The sequence below is a fragment of the Citrobacter sp. Marseille-Q5395 genome (assembly GCF_947057495.1).
GTDB classification, from domain to species: Bacteria; Pseudomonadota; Gammaproteobacteria; order Enterobacterales; family Enterobacteriaceae; genus Citrobacter; species Citrobacter murliniae.
In genome coordinates this window covers 210,185-227,179 of record NZ_CAMSEL010000001.1, presented here as the reverse complement: position 1 = coordinate 227,179, position 16,995 = coordinate 210,185, and the positions used below count along the sequence as shown (strand labels likewise).

18 protein-coding genes are annotated in these 16,995 nt (G+C 52.4%); 16 read left to right on the top strand and 2 right to left on the bottom strand.

Annotated elements, in window-relative coordinates:
* Positions 1-34 precede the first annotated feature (34 nt).
* The 3 genes from OH663_RS01060 (at position 35) to queE (ending at position 3,023) form a co-directional block, all read left to right on the top strand.
* Positions 35-1,591, top strand: coding sequence for a PTS transporter subunit EIIC (locus OH663_RS01060; protein WP_045446856.1), 1,557 nt, complete (start codon positions 35-37; stop codon positions 1,589-1,591).
* Complete coding sequence (locus OH663_RS01055) at positions 1,591-2,280, top strand: N-acetylmannosamine-6-phosphate 2-epimerase (RefSeq protein ID WP_200009911.1); 690 nt, start codon at positions 1,591-1,593, stop codon at positions 2,278-2,280. The genes OH663_RS01060 and OH663_RS01055 overlap by 1 nt, the downstream gene beginning before the upstream one ends.
* A gap of 71 nt (positions 2,281-2,351) precedes the next feature.
* Positions 2,352-3,023: a 7-carboxy-7-deazaguanine synthase QueE gene (gene queE / locus OH663_RS01050; protein WP_045446849.1), complete on the top strand. Its 672-nt coding sequence runs from the start codon at positions 2,352-2,354 to the stop codon at positions 3,021-3,023.
* An 86-nt stretch (positions 3,024-3,109) separates the two neighbouring features.
* On the opposite strand, the gene queD is transcribed toward queE, so the two are convergent.
* Positions 3,110-3,472, bottom strand: a complete 363-nt coding sequence (gene queD / locus OH663_RS01045) for a 6-carboxytetrahydropterin synthase QueD (RefSeq protein WP_045446818.1) — start codon at positions 3,470-3,472, stop codon at positions 3,110-3,112.
* Positions 3,473-3,777: 305 nt separating this feature from the next.
* Here queD and cysJ point away from each other — a divergent pair, with 305 nt between their 5' ends.
* From cysJ to cysH, 3 genes are all read left to right on the top strand, one after another.
* Positions 3,778-5,577, top strand: coding sequence for an NADPH-dependent assimilatory sulfite reductase flavoprotein subunit (gene cysJ / locus OH663_RS01040; RefSeq protein WP_200009910.1), 1,800 nt, complete (start codon positions 3,778-3,780; stop codon positions 5,575-5,577).
* Entirely contained in the window at positions 5,577-7,289 is a 1,713-nt protein-coding gene (gene cysI, locus OH663_RS01035) for an assimilatory sulfite reductase (NADPH) hemoprotein subunit (protein ID WP_048220665.1), read from the top strand. The genes cysJ and cysI overlap by 1 nt, the downstream gene beginning before the upstream one ends.
* Before the next feature lie 99 nt (positions 7,290-7,388).
* The gene (gene cysH / locus OH663_RS01030; protein ID WP_048220666.1) at positions 7,389-8,123 is read left to right on the top strand and encodes a phosphoadenosine phosphosulfate reductase; all 735 of its coding nucleotides are present in this window, start codon (positions 7,389-7,391) and stop codon (positions 8,121-8,123) included.
* A gap of 53 nt (positions 8,124-8,176) precedes the next feature.
* Here the strand turns inward: cysH and OH663_RS01025 are convergent, their stop codons facing one another.
* Positions 8,177-9,214, bottom strand: a complete 1,038-nt coding sequence (locus OH663_RS01025) for an aminopeptidase (RefSeq protein WP_045446805.1) — start codon at positions 9,212-9,214, stop codon at positions 8,177-8,179.
* A gap of 254 nt (positions 9,215-9,468) precedes the next feature.
* On the opposite strand from OH663_RS01025, the gene cysD reads away from it, so the two are divergent.
* The 10 genes from cysD (at position 9,469) to pcm (ending at position 16,938) form a co-directional block, all read left to right on the top strand.
* Positions 9,469-10,377 carry a sulfate adenylyltransferase subunit CysD gene (gene cysD, locus OH663_RS01020; protein WP_003034152.1) on the top strand — a complete coding sequence of 303 codons (909 nt, stop codon included), beginning with the start codon at positions 9,469-9,471 and terminating at the stop codon, positions 10,375-10,377.
* Between the two features lie 9 nt (positions 10,378-10,386).
* Entirely contained in the window at positions 10,387-11,814 is a 1,428-nt protein-coding gene (gene cysN, locus OH663_RS01015; RefSeq protein WP_263525672.1) for a sulfate adenylyltransferase subunit CysN, read from the top strand.
* Positions 11,814-12,419 (top strand): adenylyl-sulfate kinase, encoded by a 606-nt coding sequence (gene cysC / locus OH663_RS01010; RefSeq protein ID WP_045446799.1) that lies wholly within the window; start codon positions 11,814-11,816, stop codon positions 12,417-12,419. The genes cysN and cysC overlap by 1 nt, the downstream gene beginning before the upstream one ends.
* 49 nt (positions 12,420-12,468) lie before the next feature.
* Positions 12,469-12,792: a DUF3561 family protein gene (locus OH663_RS01005; RefSeq protein WP_045446796.1), complete on the top strand. Its 324-nt coding sequence runs from the start codon at positions 12,469-12,471 to the stop codon at positions 12,790-12,792.
* A gap of 218 nt (positions 12,793-13,010) precedes the next feature.
* Positions 13,011-13,322 carry a cell division protein FtsB gene (ftsB, locus tag OH663_RS01000; RefSeq protein ID WP_003034163.1) on the top strand — a complete coding sequence of 104 codons (312 nt, stop codon included), beginning with the start codon at positions 13,011-13,013 and terminating at the stop codon, positions 13,320-13,322.
* 18 nt (positions 13,323-13,340) lie between these two features.
* Positions 13,341-14,051: a 2-C-methyl-D-erythritol 4-phosphate cytidylyltransferase gene (gene ispD / locus OH663_RS00995; RefSeq protein ID WP_200009908.1), complete on the top strand. Its 711-nt coding sequence runs from the start codon at positions 13,341-13,343 to the stop codon at positions 14,049-14,051.
* On the top strand, positions 14,051-14,530 hold the full coding sequence (gene ispF / locus OH663_RS00990) for a 2-C-methyl-D-erythritol 2,4-cyclodiphosphate synthase (RefSeq protein ID WP_003034167.1): 480 nt from the start codon (positions 14,051-14,053) through the stop codon (positions 14,528-14,530). The genes ispD and ispF overlap by 1 nt, the downstream gene beginning before the upstream one ends.
* Positions 14,527-15,576: a tRNA pseudouridine(13) synthase TruD gene (gene truD / locus OH663_RS00985; RefSeq protein ID WP_200009907.1), complete on the top strand. Its 1,050-nt coding sequence runs from the start codon at positions 14,527-14,529 to the stop codon at positions 15,574-15,576. Before ispF ends, truD begins: the two co-directional genes overlap by 4 nt.
* Positions 15,557-16,318 carry a 5'/3'-nucleotidase SurE gene (gene surE, locus OH663_RS00980; protein ID WP_045446786.1) on the top strand — a complete coding sequence of 254 codons (762 nt, stop codon included), beginning with the start codon at positions 15,557-15,559 and terminating at the stop codon, positions 16,316-16,318. Before truD ends, surE begins: the two co-directional genes overlap by 20 nt.
* Positions 16,312-16,938, top strand: a complete 627-nt coding sequence (gene pcm / locus OH663_RS00975) for a protein-L-isoaspartate O-methyltransferase (RefSeq protein WP_045446783.1) — start codon at positions 16,312-16,314, stop codon at positions 16,936-16,938. Before surE ends, pcm begins: the two co-directional genes overlap by 7 nt.
* Positions 16,939-16,995: the final 57 nt, after the last annotated feature.

The window sequence follows — 16,995 nt, the reverse complement described above, 5'->3', positions numbered from 1 at the left end:
AAAAATTTTCATCAACAATCAGGAGAAATGAAAAATGATGAAAATGTTTAGCGGCGCTTCCTCTGGGGCGTGGTTTGAAAAGGCGCAGCGGTTCGGTAAATCGTTCATGCTGCCGATTGCGATCTTGCCCGCTGCGGGACTGCTGTTGGGCATTGGTGGTGCATTATCGAACCCTAATACGCTGACGGCCTATCCGTTTTTAGATGTCGACTGGTTGCAGGCTATCTTCACTATCATGACCAGCGCGGGTTCCATTGTGTTTGCCAACCTGTCGGTGCTCTTTGCCGTTGGGGTGGCGGTAGGCCTGGCGAAAACGGATAAAGGCACGGCGGGGCTTGCAGCGCTGTTGGCGTTTCTGGTGATGAATGCCACCATCAACGCCTTGCTGATCCTGAACGGGACGCTGGCGCATGAAAACCCGGGGGCTGTTGGTCAGGGGATGACGCTTGGTATCCAGACGCTGGAAACGGGAGTATTTGGTGGTGTGGTGATTGGTCTGGTCACTTGTGCGCTGCACAGTCGCTTTAATAAAGTCTCGCTACCACAGTTTCTGGGTTTCTTTAGCGGCTCACGCTTTGTGCCGATTATTAGCTCGCTCGCGGCGATTGCCGTGGGTGCCGCTATGACGGTCGTCTGGCCTCATTTCCAGAAACTTATTTTTGGACTGGGTGGCCTTGTGGATGCAACAGGTTACCTGGGGACGCTGCTGTACGGCTTTATTCTGCGTATGCTTGGCCCATTGGGCTTACATCATATCTTTTATCTGCCGTTCTGGACGACGGCGCTTGGTGGCAGTGAAATCGTTAACGGCCAACTGGTCGAAGGCACGCAGCGTATTTTCTTTGCTCAGCTTGCCGATCCGAACACCCAGCAGTTCTATGTGGGTACCTCACGCTTTATGTCCGGGCGCTTCATCACCATGATGTTCGGCCTGCTCGGAGCATGTCTGGCGATGTATCACACCGCTAAGTCAGAGAACAAAAAAGTTGTCGCCGGTCTGCTGCTGTCAGCCGCCTTGACCTCTTTCCTGACCGGCATCACTGAGCCGATTGAGTTCTCCTTCCTGTTTGTGGCTCCTGTCTTATATGTCATTCACGCCTTCTTCGATGGACTGGCGTTTATGATTGCTCATATTTTACATATCACCATCGGTCAAACCTTCTCGGGTGGACTTATCGATTTCATCCTCTTTGGTGTGTTGCAGGGCGAAGCGAAAACCAACTGGATGTACGTGCCTATGGTGGGTGTGCCGTGGTTCTTCCTGTATTACTTCACCTTCCGCTATTTGATAAATCGCTTTGGCTGGCTGACGCCGGGCCGCGAGAACGCAACATCCGTAGAAAACACACTGCCTCAAAGTGAACGAGCAGCAGCCGTGGTCGCCGGACTTGGGGGCAAAGAGAATCTGGAAGAGGTGGATTGTTGTGCTACGCGTTTACGCGTGACGGTGAAAGATGGCAGCAAAGTTAATGAAGCGGCGCTGAAAGCAACCGGGGCGCGTGGTGTGATTATTCGTGGCAATGGTGTTCAGGTGATCTATGGCCCGCACGTCACCATTATCAAAAATGAAGTTGAAGAGATCTTATCGTAATGAAAACTGTATTAGATTCGCTGAAAGGTAAGTTAATTGTCTCCTGCCAGGCGCTGGAAAATGAACCTCTGCACAGCCCGTTTATCATGTCACGTATGGCGCTGGCGGCAGCGCAGGGTGGGGCGGCTGGTATTCGTGCAAACAGTGTAGCGGACATACGCGCCATTAAAGAGAGCATCGCACTGCCGATCATTGGGATCATCAAACGCGATTACCAGGGGAGCGAAGTGTTTATCACCGCTACCATGCAGGAGGTGGATGAGTTGATGGTCGTTGAGCCAGAGATTATCGCCCTTGATGCAACTGCGCGCCCACGTCCCGGTGGGCAAACGCTGGAAGAGCTGGTTGTGCAGATCCGCGCACGCTACCCATCCGTGTTGTTGATGGCGGATATCTCCAACGTCGACGAAGCCGTCACTGCCGAACGACTGGGTTTTGACTGCGTGGGTACAACTCTTTATGGCTATACGGCAGAGACTGTCGGGCATGTGCTTGCGGATAATGACTGTGGTTTTTTACGTGAGGTGCTGGCTGCGGTTACTCTGCCGGTGGTGGCGGAGGGGAATGTCGATACCCCTGAACGGGCCGCACAATGCCTGGCATTGGGCGCATACACCGTGGTGGTGGGGGGCGCTATCACCCGTCCACAGCAAATAACGGCACGCTTTGTCACGGCAATCGCGTCGTAAAGCAACGATCGGGCATGATACTTTGGTGGGGATCTGCGATAATTATCGTTTATCCCCATATTGAGAAGACTATGCAGTACCCGATTAACGAGATGTTCCAGACCCTGCAAGGTGAGGGTTACTTTACCGGCGTCCCCGCCATTTTCATTCGTTTACAGGGATGCCCGGTTGGCTGTGCCTGGTGCGATACCAAACACACCTGGGATAAGCTTGAGGATCGGGAAGTCTCCTTATACAGCATCCTTGCGAAAACTAAAGAAAGTGATAAGTGGGGGGCGGCAAGCAGCGAAGATCTGCTGACGGTGATTCAGCGTCAGGGCTATACCGCCCGTCATGTGGTGATTACCGGCGGTGAACCTTGTATCCATGACCTGATGCCACTTACTGATTTGCTGGAAAAGAACGGTTTCAGTTGCCAGATTGAGACCAGTGGCACACATGAAGTGCGCTGCACGCCGAATACCTGGGTGACAGTATCGCCGAAGGTGAATATGCGCGGTGGCTACGACGTGCTGTCACAGGCGCTGGAACGTGCCAATGAAATCAAGCACCCGGTTGGCCGTGTTCGCGATATTGAAGCGTTGGATGAACTGTTGGCAACGTTGACTGATGATAAACCGCGAATCATTGCCTTACAGCCAATCAGTCAGAAGGAAGATGCCACGCGCCTGTGTATTGATACCTGTATTGCACGCAACTGGCGTTTGTCGATGCAAACGCACAAGTATTTGAATATTGCCTAGATATATTGTCTTTATCCGGCACTACATAGTGCGCATTCGTAGGCCGGGTAAGACAATATGCGTCGCCTTCCGGCAAGTGTCTTGAATCACTCGCCGCGATAGACGCAACCCGCCGTGCAGGTCTCTTTCACCATCACTGCGCTCAGCAGAGGGACGACAGGTTTTACCTCATCCCAAATCCATTTTGCCAGCACTTCGCTGGTAGGATTGGACAGACCCGGAATATCGTTCAGGTAGTAGTGATCCAGACGATCGTATGTCGGCTTAAACGCTGCTTTCAGCTCAGAAAAATCCATGATCCAACCGGTATGCGGATCGACTTCACCGGTAATTTCAAGACGCACCATAAATGAGTGACCATGCAGGCGGCCACATTTATGTCCTTCCGGTACATGCGGCAGGCGGTGGGCGGCTTCGAAGGTGAAATCTTTAAACAGGGTGGTGGTCATGATTAGCTCTCAATGATACGAAAAACCGCCGTAGGGTACCGGAAAGTACGTTTTTTATCATTAACTAAAACGGCGTTCAGCACCTGATTGCGCTATTTATCGATGTTAACTTTTTTATTTTCTTTAATTTCATGCGATTAGATAATCGTTTTTGCTGTTAATAACTATAGCTAAAACAAGTTAGTCCATTTGGTTATTTGTTATTTCCATCACTTCTTTAGTTGTGACTATCACCGCCGTTAACCTTATCTTCAGTTTGGGTTTTATTGCTGAAATCCGCTTTGCTTACTGGAACATGACAACGCATGACGACACAGGCCCCACCTTCCGCTTTGCTTCCGCTAAACCCGGAGCAACTGGCACGCCTTCAGGCGGCCACGAACGATCTCTCGCCCTCGCAGCTTGCGTGGGTTTCTGGCTATTTCTGGGGCGTGCTGAATCAGCAGCCGGGCGCAAATGTTGCTTCACCTGCGCCTGTCGCTGACGTTCCGGGGATCACGCTTATTTCCGCTTCACAGACCGGCAATGCCCGCCGTGTGGCGGAAGCTCTGCGCGACGATCTGCTCGCCGCGAAACTCAATGTCACCCTGATCAATGCCGGCGACTATAAGTTCAAACAAATCGCTAACGAAAAATTGCTGGTTGTGGTGGCATCGACTCAGGGGGAAGGTGAACCAGCGGAAGAAGCGGTGGCGCTGCATAAGTTCCTGTTCTCTAAAAAAGCGCCGAAGCTTGAAAACACCGCCTTTGCTGTTTTTGGTCTCGGAGATACCTCTTACGAGTTTTTCTGCCAGTCTGGAAAAGACTTCGATAGCAAACTGGCGGAGCTTGGCGGTGAACGTTTGCTCGATCGTGTGGATGCGGATGTTGAATACCAGACCGCGGCGGCAGAATGGCGTGCTCGTCTGGTTGATGTGCTGAAGGCTCGTGCCCCCGCTGCATCTTCTGTCCAGACCGCAGCAAGTGGTGCTGTGAACGAGGTGCATACCAGTCCGTATACCAAAGAGGCGCCGCTCAGTGCTTCCCTTTCTGTGAACCAGAAAATTACCGGACGTGACTCTGAAAAAGATGTACGCCATATTGAAATCGATCTTGGCGATTCGGGTCTGCGTTATCAGCCGGGCGATGCCTTAGGAGTCTGGTATCAAAACGATCCAGCCTTAGTGAAAGAGATCGTAGAACTGTTATGGCTGAAAGGTGATGAACCTGTCACGGTTGATGGGAAATTAATACCGCTCACTGAAGCCTTACAGTGGCATTTCGAACTGACGGTTAACACAGCCAATATCGTGGAGAATTACGCCAGCTTAACGCGCAGTGAAACATTACTGCCGCTGGTAGGCGATAAAGCGCAATTACAACATTACGCGGCGACGACTCCGATTGTCGATATGCTGCGCTTCTCTCCGGCACAACTGGACGCTAACGCGTTAACGGGTCTGTTGCGTCCGCTGACACCTCGGTTGTACTCCATTGCGTCCTCACAGGCAGAGGTGGAAAGCGAAGTGCATGTCACCGTTGGTGCTGTGCGTTTTGAAGTTGAAGGCCGCGCGCGTGCTGGTGGTGCTTCCAGCTTCCTCGCCGATCGCGTTGAAGAAGAAGGTGAAGTGCGTGTGTTCATTGAACATAACGACAACTTCCGTCTGCCAGCTAACCCTGAAACGCCGGTGATTATGATTGGTCCTGGCACTGGCATTGCGCCGTTCCGCGCTTTTATGCAGCAACGCGCTGCTGATGAAGCGTCGGGCAAAAACTGGTTGTTCTTTGGCAACCCGCACTTTACTGAAGATTTCCTGTATCAGGTGGAATGGCAGCGCTACGTCAAAGAGGGTGTGCTGAGCCGTATCGATCTCGCCTGGTCTCGTGACCAAAAAGAAAAAGTCTACGTACAAGATAAACTGCGCCAACAAGGTGCGGAACTGTGGCGCTGGATTAATGACGGTGCGCACATTTATGTCTGCGGCGACGCCAATCGCATGGCGAAAGATGTTGAGCAGGCTTTGCTGGAAGTGATTGCCGAATTCGGTGGTATGGATACCGAAGCGGCGGATGAATTTTTAAGTGAGCTGCGCGTTGAGCGCCGTTATCAGCGAGATGTCTACTAATGAGTGAAAAACATCCAGGGCCACTGGTGGTCGAAGGTAAGCTGTCCGACGCTGAACGTATGAAGCTGGAAAGCAACTATCTGCGTGGCACCATTGCCGAAGATTTAAATGACGGTCTCACCGGTGGTTTCAAAGGTGATAACTTTCTGCTGATCCGTTTTCACGGGATGTACCAGCAGGATGACCGCGATATTCGCGCCGAACGCGCCGAGCAGAAGCTGGAGCCGCGTCACGCGATGCTGCTGCGCTGCCGCCTGCCGGGCGGTGTTATCACCACCAAACAGTGGCAGGCGATCGATAAGTTTGCCCACGACAACACCATTTACGGCAGCATTCGTCTGACTAACCGCCAGACCTTCCAGTTCCACGGTATTCTGAAAAAGAACGTCAAACCGGTGCATCAGATGCTGCATTCGGTCGGGCTGGACGCACTGGCGACCGCCAACGACATGAACCGTAACGTGTTGTGCACCTCCAACCCGTATGAGTCTGAGCTACACGCGGAAGCTTACGAGTGGGCGAAAAAGATCTCTGAACATTTGCTACCGCGCACTCGCGCTTATGCGGAGATCTGGCTCGATCAGGAAAAAGTCGCAACGACCGATGAAGAGCCGATTTTGGGGCAAACCTATCTGCCGCGTAAGTTCAAAACCACGGTGGTGATCCCACCGCAAAACGATATCGATCTGCATGCTAACGATATGAACTTTGTGGCGGTCGCAGAAAACGGCAAACTGGTGGGCTTTAACCTTCTGGTCGGTGGCGGGCTTTCTATTGAGCACGGCAACAAGAAAACCTATGCGCGTACAGCCAGTGAATTTGGCTATCTGCCGCTGGAACATACTTTAGCGGTGGCGGAAGCGGTGGTCACGACTCAGCGCGACTGGGGCAACCGTACCGACCGTAAAAATGCCAAAACGAAATACACGCTGGAACGCGTGGGCGTGGAGACCTTCAAAGCGGAAGTCGAGCGTCGTGCAGGTATCAAATTCGAACCGATTCGCCCGTATGAATTTACGGGGCGCGGCGATCGTATTGGATGGGTGAAGGGTATCGATAATAAATGGCACCTGACGCTGTTTATCGAGAATGGTCGTATTCTGGATTATCCTGGACGTCCGCTGAAAACGGGACTACTGGAAATCTCGAAGATCCACAAAGGTGAGTTCCGTATTACGGCGAACCAGAACCTGATCATTGCCGGTGTGCCGGACAATCAGAAAGCGAAGATTGAAAAGATAGCGCGTGACAGCGGCCTGATGAATGCTGTTACCCCGCAACGTGAAAACTCGATGGCTTGCGTGTCGTTCCCGACCTGCCCGCTGGCGATGGCTGAAGCTGAACGCTTCCTGCCGACGTTTATTGATAACATCGACACGCTGATGGCGAAGCATGGCGTGAGTGATGAACATATTGTAATGCGTGTAACAGGCTGCCCGAACGGTTGCGGACGCGCGATGCTGGCGGAAGTTGGGCTGGTGGGGAAAGCGCCAGGGCGTTACAACCTGCATCTGGGCGGAAACCGTATCGGTACGCGCATTCCACGCATGTTCAAAGAGAATATCACCGAGCCGGAAATTCTGGCATTGATGGATGAACTGATTGGGCGCTGGGTGAAAGAACGCGAAGCAGGTGAAGGCTTCGGAGACTTTACAGTGCGTGCGGGCATTATTCGCCCGGTGCTCGATCCCGCTCGGGATCTCTGGGAATAATGTGAAATTGCCGGATGGCGGCATGAATGTCTTATCCGGCCTACTGCACGATTGTAGGCCTGAGATGCGCAGCACCATCAGGCAATAAGTGAGGTAACGATGTCTGAACTCGATCTAAACGCATTGAACGCGCTACCAAAAGTTGAGCGTGTCATGGCGTTGGCGGAAACTAACAGCCAACTGGAAAAACTAAGCGCGCAAGAGCGAGTGGCGTGGGCGCTCGAAAACCTGCCTGGCGAGTATGTGCTTTCATCAAGCTTTGGTATTCAGGCGGCGGTCAGCTTGCATCTGGTGAATCAGATCCGTCCGGATATTCCGGTGATCCTCACCGATACCGGTTATCTGTTCCCGGAAACCTATCAATTCATTGACGAGTTAACAGACAAGCTCAAGCTTAATTTGCAGGTCTATCGGGCTAAGGAGAGCGCTGCCTGGCAGGAGGCGCGCTACGGCAAACTGTGGGAGCAGGGCGTTGAGGGCATTGAGAAATACAATGACATCAACAAAGTTGAACCGATGAACCGTGCGCTGAAAGAGCTGAATGCGCAAACCTGGTTTGCAGGTCTGCGTCGTGAACAGTCCGGGAGCCGCGCGCATTTACCGGTGCTGGCCATTCAGCGCGGAGTATTTAAACTGCTACCGATTATCGACTGGGACAACCGGACGGTGTACCAGTACCTGCAGCAACACGGGCTAAAATATCATCCGTTGTGGGATCAGGGCTACCTCTCGGTGGGCGATACCCATACTACCCGTAAATGGGAACCGGGCATGGCAGAAGAAGAGACGCGCTTCTTCGGGCTTAAACGCGAGTGTGGCCTGCACGAAGGTTGAAGTGGTAAAAGGCCCGGTAAGCTCTATCCGCTACCGGGCATTAATTTTGTGTATTAACCCGCTTTCGCCAGTTCTTTCACCAACGGCAACATAATGCGTACTACGTCGCGGCTACGGTGTTCAATACGGCCAGGTAGCACTTTATCGATATGCTGTTGGTTATCCAGCCGTATATCATGCCAGCTGTTGCCGGCGGGGAATGAGGCGCTTTTGGCCCGCTGCTGATAGCCGTCTTTTTTGCCCAGATTCCAGTTTGTTGCTTCAACGGAGAGCACAGAAATTCCCGCTTTGTCGAAAACCTCCGCATCGTTACAACATCCTGTTCCCTTCGGATAGTCCTTGTTCATACCCGGATTGGTGCTGGCGGTAATGCCCCGGCTGTGGGCGATAGCCAGCGCCCGATCGCGTGTGAGTTTTCGTACCGCTTCGGGGGTTTTTTGTCCACTGTTGAAATAGAGCTTATCGCCGACGATAAGGTTATCGAGGTTAATGACCAACAGCGTATTTTTCTTTTCTGCTGCGCTCATGCGTTTGAGCACGTTCTCCGCACCGAGCTTGCCTTCTTCCTCACCGCTGGTGGCGATAAAGCGAATGCCGTATTGCGTCGGTACATTTTTTAGTTTTTCTGCCAGCTCCAGCATGACGCCCAGACCTGCGGCGTTGTCGTCGATTCCCTGCAAGGTTAAACCACCCAGATTGGCATCGGAATCGGCATCGCTTTGTGGGGCATAGGTATCGAGGTGCGCCATAATAATAATCTGCTGTGGCGCTTTGCCTTCATGCGCTGCTATTACGGTGCTTCCCGTTATGTTATGCCAGTTTTTACGATTATTTTTGGCGGTATAAACATAGCGGCTATTAAATGTCCGAATATCACTGCGGTATCCCATCTGTTCAAATTGCTGACGCAAATAATCAGCGGACAACATTTCGGCGGGAGAACCAGTCATGCGCCCAGGAAAGAACGTTGCTATATATCGAGCCTGAGTATTAGCGATAACTCCGGGTTTCTCGGATGTTGCCTGTGCGGGAAGGATAAAGCATACGCCGAGCGCCAGGGCAGCAGGAAGGTGGCGCAATGCGGAAAACATAATGAGTCCTTAAATACCAAGCATAAATTTTTAACCGCTAGTATGAAACCGTGATCGCGGTAAAACAATTTCATTTGCTCCTAAATGCCCGAAATTCGGTAGCTTAAGCACTTTTTGATATTTGCTTTTCCAGATCGTTATTCCTTTGAGGAACTACTCATTCCAATTCGTAATTTCATTAGCTCCCCTGCGCTCCCTATAGTCGAGTTATCTGAGTATCGTTAGCAAAATAGCGGCATTACATAGGAACGGTTATGGATCAAAAACGACTTACCCACCTGCGGCAACTGGAAGCGGAAAGCATCCATATCATTCGTGAGGTGGCCGCCGAGTTTTCTAATCCGGTGATGATGTATTCCATCGGCAAAGACTCCAGCGTAATGCTGCATCTGGCGCGCAAAGCGTTTTATCCAGGCACGCTGCCATTCCCTTTGCTTCACGTTGATACCGGCTGGAAATTTAGCGAGATGTATGAATTTCGTGACCGTACGGCGAAAGCTTATGGTTGCGAACTGCTGGTGCATAAAAACCCGGAAGGGGTGGCAATGGGGATCAACCCGTTTGTCCATGGTAGCGCCAAGCATACTGACATCATGAAAACCGAAGGGCTGAAGCAAGCTCTGAATAAATACGGTTTTGATGCCGCGTTCGGTGGTGCTCGTCGTGATGAAGAGAAATCGCGCGCTAAAGAGCGTATTTACTCCTTTCGTGACCGTTTTCATCGCTGGGACCCAAAAAACCAGCGTCCGGAACTGTGGCACAACTACAACGGGCAGATAAACAAAGGCGAGAGTATTCGCGTGTTTCCGCTCTCTAACTGGACCGAGCAGGATATCTGGCAGTACATCTGGCTGGAGAATATCGACATTGTTCCGCTGTACCTGGCAGCGGAGCGTCCGGTCCTTGAACGTGACGGTATGCTGATGATGATTGACGACGACAGGATCGATTTGCAGCCGGGCGAAGTTATCAAAAAACGTATGGTGCGTTTTCGCACGCTCGGCTGCTGGCCGCTAACCGGTGCCGTGGAGTCGAATGCGCAAACGCTGCCGGAAATTATTGAAGAGATGCTGGTCTCAACCACCAGTGAACGTCAGGGGCGCGTAATAGATCGCGACCAGGCGGGCTCCATGGAGCTGAAGAAACGTCAGGGGTATTTCTAAGGAGCCGCCATGAACACTACACTTGCACAACAAATTGCCAATGAAGGCGGCGTTGAAGCCTGGATGGTCGCCCAACAACACAAAAGTCTGTTGCGTTTTTTAACCTGCGGTAGCGTGGATGATGGGAAAAGTACGTTGATCGGGCGTCTGCTACATGACACGCGTCAGATTTACGAAGATCAGCTTTCGTCGCTGCATAATGACAGCAAACGTCATGGCACTCAGGGCGAGAAGCTCGATCTGGCGCTGCTGGTCGATGGCCTGCAAGCCGAGCGTGAGCAGGGGATCACTATCGATGTGGCCTACCGCTATTTTTCTACCGAGAAGCGCAAATTTATCATTGCCGATACCCCTGGTCACGAACAGTACACCCGCAACATGGCGACCGGTGCGTCTACCTGTGATCTGGCGATCTTGCTGATTGATGCGCGCAAAGGCGTGCTGGATCAGACTCGCCGTCACAGCTTTATCTCCACGCTGCTTGGCATTAAGCATCTGGTCGTGGCAATCAACAAAATGGATCTGGTGGGCTTTCGCGAAGAGACATTTAACCGGATTCGCGAAGACTATCTGACTTTTGCTGAACAGCTACCGGGCAATCTGGATATCCGCTTCGTGCCGCTTTCCGCGCTTGAAGGCGATAACGTGGCTTCGCAAAGTGCCAGCATGCCATGGTACAGCGGCCCAACGTTGCTGGAAGTTCTGGAAACGGTTGAAATCCAGCGTGTGGTCGATACCCAGCCGATGCGCTTCCCGGTGCAGTATGTGAATCGACCGAATCTCGATTTTCGTGGCTACGCCGGAACGCTGGCCTCTGGTAGCGTAAAAGTTGGACAACGGATTAAAGTGCTGCCGTCTGGCGTTGAGTCGAGTGTGGCGCGGATAGTCACGTTCGATGGAGACTTACAGGAAGCTCATGCGGGTGAAGCGATCACTCTGGTGCTGAAAGATGAGATCGACATCAGTCGTGGCGATCTGCTGCTTGATGCCAGCGAAACATTGCCGGCAGTGCAAAGTGCGGCTGTGGATGTCGTGTGGATGGCGGAACAACCGCTGTCGCCTGGGCAGAGCTATGACATCAAAGTTGCGGGCAAAAAGACGCGTGCGCGTGTTGATAACGTGCAGTATCAGGTCGACATCAACAATCTGACTCAACGTGAAGTTGATGCGTTACCGCTCAACGGCATTGGTCTGGTTGATCTGACCTTTGATGAACCGCTGGTGCTGGATACCTATCAGCAGAATCCGGTTACGGGTGGCCTGATTATCATTGACCGTCTGACCAGCGTCACCGTTGGGGCCGGGCTGGTACGTGAGCCTGTCGAACAGGAGCATGTCACTGCATCCCAGTTTAGCGCCTTTGAACTGGAACTTAATGCACTGGTACGCCGTCACTTCCCACACTGGGGTGCGCGCGATTTGCTGGGAGGCAATTAATGGCGCTGCATGACGAAAACGTCGTCTGGCATGCCCATCCTGTTACGCCGCAACAGCGGGAGCAACGCCACGGACATCGTGGTGTTGTGCTGTGGTTTACCGGACTCTCTGGTTCCGGTAAATCGACGGTGGCGGGGGCGCTGGAAGAGGCTTTGCATAAACAAGGCGTCAGCACGTATTTGTTGGATGGCGATAACGTACGTCACGGTCTGTGCAGCGATCTCGGTTTTAGCGATGCCGATCGTAAGGAAAACATTCGCCGGGTTGGGGAAGTGGCTAATCTGATGGTGGACGCCGGTCTGGTGGTGCTGACCGCATTTATTTCCCCGCACCGTGCTGAGCGACACATGGTGCGTGAACGTGTGGGCGATGGGCGTTTTATTGAAGTATTCGTCGATACGCCACTGGAAATATGTGAATTACGCGATCCAAAAGGACTGTATAAAAAAGCGCGTGCAGGGGAGTTACACAATTTCACCGGAATTGACTCGGTGTACGAAGCGCCTGAATCGCCTGAAATTCATCTGGATGGTGAACAATTGGTAACAAATTTGGTCTCTCAATTATTAGACCTGCTGAAGCAGCAAGATATTATCAGATCCTGAGACACCACCGGACTTGTATGCCCGGGCAGTCAAGGTCACAGGATTAGATATGCGTAATAGCCATAACATTACTTTTACAGAGTCAGATACCTTCAAAACCGACGACGAGACCACCTGGTCATTACCGGGGGCCGTGGTTGGTTTTGTGGCATGGATGATGGCTCTGGGGATCCCTTGTCTAATTTATGGTCCTAACACGCTGTTTTTCTTTATTTATACCTGGCCTTTTTTCCTGGCGCTACTGCCCGTCGCGATTGTGGCGGGTATTGCCCTACACTCTTTAGTGAAGGGCAAACTGCTGCTGAGCATCACTTTTACGCTGCTGGCGGTTGGGCTGATGTTCGGAGCGCTGTTCATGTGGCTACTGGGTTAGGCTGGTTCCCTTCTTTTTAATGACGTCCGGGGCTATATGCCGGACTGGTCATAATTCAAACCGTAACCAACAATGAGATTATGTTCTCCTTACACGGGGTATACGTAACAACGGGCAAATGTGGTACATTTGCCCGCGTTGTCGCGGCGTTCCCACCTGCGGACGTAAAGTCGTCTGCGGATATTATGGGATGTTGATGCCGTTTTTCAGGGGGCAGGATGGGTAAACTAACGCTGCTGTTGCTGGCTTTATTAGTCTGGCTGCAGTATTCGCTGTGGTTCGGTAAGAACGGCATACATGACTATAGCCGCGTCAACGATGATGTGGCTGCGCAACAAGCTACAAACGCGAAACTTAAGGCGCGTAACGATCAGCTCTTTGCCGAAATTGACGATCTCAATGGCGGTCAGGAAGCGATTGAAGAGCGCGCACGCAACGAACTCAGTATGACTAAGCCGGGCGAAACGTTTTATCGTCTGGTGCCTGACGCGTCTAAACGCGCGCAGACTGCAGGACAAAACAATCGATAAACCATCCAGGGATCTAACATGGCAGCCACTTTATTGGACGTTTGCGCCGTGGTGCCGGCTGCCGGGTTTGGCCGCCGAATGCAAACAGAGTGTCCTAAGCAGTACCTTTCAATTGGTAATAAAACCATTCTTGAGCACTCGGTCCATGCGCTACTCGCGCATCCCCGGGTGACGCGAGTCGTCATTGCCATCAGCCCTGGCGACAGCCGCTTTGCCCAACTTCCTCTGGCCCAACATCCTCAAATCACCGTTGTCGATGGCGGTAATGAACGCGCCGATTCGGTTCTTGCCGGTTTGCAAGCCGCCGGGGAAGCCCGATGGGTACTGGTGCATGATGCTGCCAGGCCGTGTCTGCATCAGGACGATTTATCCCGTTTGCTGGCGATAAGTGAAACCAGCCGTACTGGCGGTATCCTTGCCGCACCGGTGCGAGATACGATGAAACGTGCGGAGCCGGGCAAAACAGACATCGCCCATACGGTAGATCGCACTGATTTATGGCATGCGTTGACGCCGCAGTTTTTTCCTCGTGAGCTGTTACACGACTGCCTTATCCGGGCGCTAAATGAAGGCGCGACCATTACAGATGAGGCCTCGGCGCTGGAATATTGTGGTTTTCATCCGCAACTGGTCGAAGGGCGCGCTGACAATATTAAAGTCACCCGCCCGGAAGATCTGGCGCTTGCCGAATTTTATCTGACCCGAACAACCCATCTGGAGAATGCATAATGCGAATTGGACACGGTTTTGACGTACACGCCTTTGGAGGCGTAGGCCCAATTATCATTGGTGGTGTGCGCATCCCGTATGAAAAGGGATTGCTGGCGCATTCTGATGGGGATGTTGCACTCCATGCACTGACCGATGCCCTTTTAGGGGCAGCGGCGTTAGGTGATATTGGTAAACTCTTTCCGGATACCGATCCGGCCTTTAAAGGGGCGGATAGCCGCGAATTATTGCGTGAAGCCTGGCGCCGTATTCAGGCCAAAGGATATACCCTTGGTAATGTGGATGTGACTATTATTGCTCAGGCGCCGAAGATGCTGCCGCACATTCCGCAAATGCGTGTATTTATTGCCGAAGATCTCGGCTGCCATATGGATGATGTTAACGTGAAAGCGACCACCACGGAAAAACTCGGATTTACCGGACGTGGGGAAGGGATTGCCTGTGAAGCGGTGGCCTTACTCATAAAGGCAACGAAATGACTGAATTTGACGCTCTGACGTATCTCCACGGTAAACCACAAGGCAGTGGCGTGCTGAAAGCAAATCCGGAAGACTTTGTGGTCGTCGAAGATTTAGGCTTCGAACCGGACGGTGAAGGGGAGCACGTTCTGGTTCGCATCCTGAAAAATGGTTGTAACACGCGTTTTGTGGCTGACGCGCTGGCTAAATTCCTGAAAATCCATGCCCGTGAAGTGAGCTTTGCCGGGCAGAAAGATAAGCATGCAGTCACGGAACAGTGGCTGTGCGCGCGCGTGCCGGGCAATACGATGCCTGATTTAAGCAAATTTGAGCTTGAAGGCTGTAAAGTGCTGGAGTACTCCCGCCACAAGCGTAAGCTGCGTTTAGGCGCTTTGAAAGGTAACGCATTTACGTTGGTTCTGCGCGAAGTCAGCGCACGTGATGACGTTGAAGCGCGTTTGCAGGCAATTAGCGAGCGCGGCGTGCCGAACTATTTTGGCGCGCAGCGTTTTGGCATTGGCGGCAGTAACCTGCAAGGGGCGCTACGCTGGGCACAAAGTGATGCTCCGGTGCGCGATCGCAATAAACGCAGTTTTTGGTTGTCGGCAGCCCGCAGCGCGTTGTTTAATCAGATAGTCAACGAACGGTTGAAAAAAACAGACTTTAATCAAGTTGTTGACGGCGATGCGCTACAATTGTCGGGACGAGGAAGTTGGTTTGTCGCGACAGCGGAAGAACAGGTTGAATTACAGCGTCGTGTCGATGAAAAAGAATTAATGATTACAGCAGCATTACCGGGCAGCGGTGAGTGGGGAACTCAGCGCGATGCGCTGGCGTTTGAAGAGGCTGCTATTGCTGATGAAACTACGCTGCAGTCTTTGTTATTACGTGAAAAAGTTGAAGCATCGCGTCGCGCTATGCTGCTGTATCCGCAACAATTAAGCTGGAACTGGTGGGATGATGTAACCGTTGAGTTGCGCTTCTGGCTACCGGCAGGTAGCTTCGCCACCAGTGTTGTAAGGGAACTTATTAACACAATGGGTGATTATGCGTATATTGCTGAGTAACGATGATGGGGTTCATGCACCCGGTATACAAACGCTGGCGAAAGCGCTGCGTGAGTTTGCTGATGTACAGGTAGTTGCCCCGGATCGTAACCGCAGTGGCGCGTCTAACTCGCTGACGCTGGAATCCTCGCTTCGCACCTTTACCTTTGATAACGGCGATATCGCTGTGCAAATGGGAACACCTACTGACTGCGTATATCTGGGCGTAAACGCGTTAATGCGTCCGCGCCCGGATATCGTGGTTTCCGGGATTAACGCAGGCCCTAATCTGGGCGATGATGTTATCTATTCAGGGACTGTCGCTGCGGCAATGGAAGGGCGACACCTGGGATTCCCTGCGCTGGCCGTCTCCCTTGACGGTCATAAACATTACGATACTGCCGCGGCGGTAACTTGTCGTATTTTGCGGGCGCTGAGCCGTGAACCGCTGCGAACCGGGCGCATTCTGAATATTAATGTACCGGATTTGCCGCTGGATCAGATTAAAGGCATTCGCGTCACTCGCTGTGGTAGTCGTCATCCGGCGGATCAAGTGATTCCACAGCAGGATCCGCGTGGTAACACGCTGTACTGGATTGGACCGCCGGGAGAAAAATGCGATGCCGGGCCGGATACGGACTTTGCTGCTGTAGATGAAGGCTATGTCTCGGTCACTCCGCTGCATGTCGATTTAACCGCTTACGGTGCCCATGAGGTCGTTTCTGACTGGTTAGACAGCGTGGGAGTTAACACGCAATGGTAAGCAGACGCGTACACACTCTTCTTGAACAATTACGTGCGCAGGGCATCAGAGACGAGCATGTCCTTGATGCGCTCGCTGCCGTGCCGCGTGAAAAATTCATTGATGAGGCGTTTGAGCATAAGGCCTGGGAAAACATCGCCCTGCCGATTGGCCAGGGGCAGACGATTTCGCAGCCCTATATGGTTGCCCGCATGACCGAGCTTCTCGAGTTAACGCCACAATCGCGGGTGCTGGAAATTGGTACTGGTTCTGGTTACCAGACGGCAATTCTGGCGCATCTGGTGCAGCATGTCTGTTCCGTTGAGCGGATCAAAGGTTTGCAATGGCAGGCGCGACGTCGACTGAAGCAGCTCGATTTACACAATGTTTCGACTCGTCATGGTGATGGATGGCAAGGCTGGCAAGCGCGAGCCCCATTTGACGCTATTATTGTGACGGCAGCTCCGCCGGAGATCCCAACAGCATTAATGACGCAGTTGGATGAAGGCGGCATTCTCGTCCTACCCGTGGGTGATGAGCACCAGTTTTTGAAAAGGGTGCGTCGTCGGGGGGGCGAATTTATTATCGACACCGTGGAGGCCGTACGTTTTGTTCCCTTAGTGAAAGGGGAATTAGCGTAGATACAGGTTCTGAATACCTGGAGTTTTCCTGGATATTCTGGAATTAGTAAGCGTATC

Bases quoted from the DNA above. Each gene is read 5' to 3' on its own strand.
- OH663_RS01060 (WP_045446856.1), top strand. From the start codon at position 35: ATGATGAAAATGTTTAGCGGCGCTTCCTCTGGGGCGTGGTTTGAAAAG.
- OH663_RS01055 (WP_200009911.1), top strand. From the start codon at position 1,591: ATGAAAACTGTATTAGATTCGCTGAAAGGTAAGTTAATTGTCTCCTGC.
- queE (WP_045446849.1), top strand. From the start codon at position 2,352: ATGCAGTACCCGATTAACGAGATGTTCCAGACCCTGCAAGGTGAGGGT.
- queD (WP_045446818.1), bottom strand. From the start codon at position 3,472: ATGACCACCACCCTGTTTAAAGATTTCACCTTCGAAGCCGCCCACCGC.
- cysJ (WP_200009910.1), top strand. From the start codon at position 3,778: ATGACGACACAGGCCCCACCTTCCGCTTTGCTTCCGCTAAACCCGGAG.
- cysI (WP_048220665.1), top strand. From the start codon at position 5,577: ATGAGTGAAAAACATCCAGGGCCACTGGTGGTCGAAGGTAAGCTGTCC.
- cysH (WP_048220666.1), top strand. From the start codon at position 7,389: ATGTCTGAACTCGATCTAAACGCATTGAACGCGCTACCAAAAGTTGAG.
- OH663_RS01025 (WP_045446805.1), bottom strand. From the start codon at position 9,214: ATGTTTTCCGCATTGCGCCACCTTCCTGCTGCCCTGGCGCTCGGCGTA.
- cysD (WP_003034152.1), top strand. From the start codon at position 9,469: ATGGATCAAAAACGACTTACCCACCTGCGGCAACTGGAAGCGGAAAGC.
- cysN (WP_263525672.1), top strand. From the start codon at position 10,387: ATGAACACTACACTTGCACAACAAATTGCCAATGAAGGCGGCGTTGAA.
- cysC (WP_045446799.1), top strand. From the start codon at position 11,814: ATGGCGCTGCATGACGAAAACGTCGTCTGGCATGCCCATCCTGTTACG.
- OH663_RS01005 (WP_045446796.1), top strand. From the start codon at position 12,469: ATGCGTAATAGCCATAACATTACTTTTACAGAGTCAGATACCTTCAAA.
- ftsB (WP_003034163.1), top strand. From the start codon at position 13,011: ATGGGTAAACTAACGCTGCTGTTGCTGGCTTTATTAGTCTGGCTGCAG.
- ispD (WP_200009908.1), top strand. From the start codon at position 13,341: ATGGCAGCCACTTTATTGGACGTTTGCGCCGTGGTGCCGGCTGCCGGG.
- ispF (WP_003034167.1), top strand. From the start codon at position 14,051: ATGCGAATTGGACACGGTTTTGACGTACACGCCTTTGGAGGCGTAGGC.
- truD (WP_200009907.1), top strand. From the start codon at position 14,527: ATGACTGAATTTGACGCTCTGACGTATCTCCACGGTAAACCACAAGGC.
- surE (WP_045446786.1), top strand. From the start codon at position 15,557: ATGCGTATATTGCTGAGTAACGATGATGGGGTTCATGCACCCGGTATA.
- pcm (WP_045446783.1), top strand. From the start codon at position 16,312: ATGGTAAGCAGACGCGTACACACTCTTCTTGAACAATTACGTGCGCAG.